The sequence below is a fragment of the Alkalihalophilus lindianensis genome, from assembly GCF_032843265.1.
Classification (GTDB): Bacteria; Bacillota; Bacilli; order Bacillales; family Bacillaceae_D; genus Alkalihalophilus; species Alkalihalophilus lindianensis.
In genome coordinates, this window is the sequence record NZ_JAWJBA010000153.1 from 1 (window position 1) to 312 (window position 312).

The window sequence follows — 312 nt, forward strand, 5'->3', positions numbered from 1 at the left end:
TCTTGGGGATAACGGTACGGGAAAAACGACGCTTATTAAACTTTTATTAGGGTTGTACCAGCCTGCTTACGGAATAATTCGCTTTAACGGAATCCATGCCTCATCGATTCAAAGCGACTCCTTAAGGCAAAGAATTGGTGTGGTATCACAGAGTACCTTTCTCTTCCGTGGGACCGTGTTGGACAATATTTTATACGGGCAAAATTGTAAGAACCGCAGCACTGTTGAAGACCTGATTGACGAACTTGGGTAACCTTCGCTCTCTTCCGCAACCGGTAAAAGAAGATATAGTAGCAGGAAACACATTTTACT

The 312-nt window shown here is 43.3% G+C and carries 1 protein-coding gene; it reads left to right on the top strand.

Going from position 1 to position 312, the window contains the following annotated elements; genetic code table 11:
• Positions 1-253, top strand: a 253-nt coding sequence (locus RYX56_RS21740; RefSeq protein WP_317124037.1) for an ATP-binding cassette domain-containing protein, incomplete at its 5' end; no start/stop codon positions are given.
• Positions 254-312 lie beyond the last annotated feature (59 nt).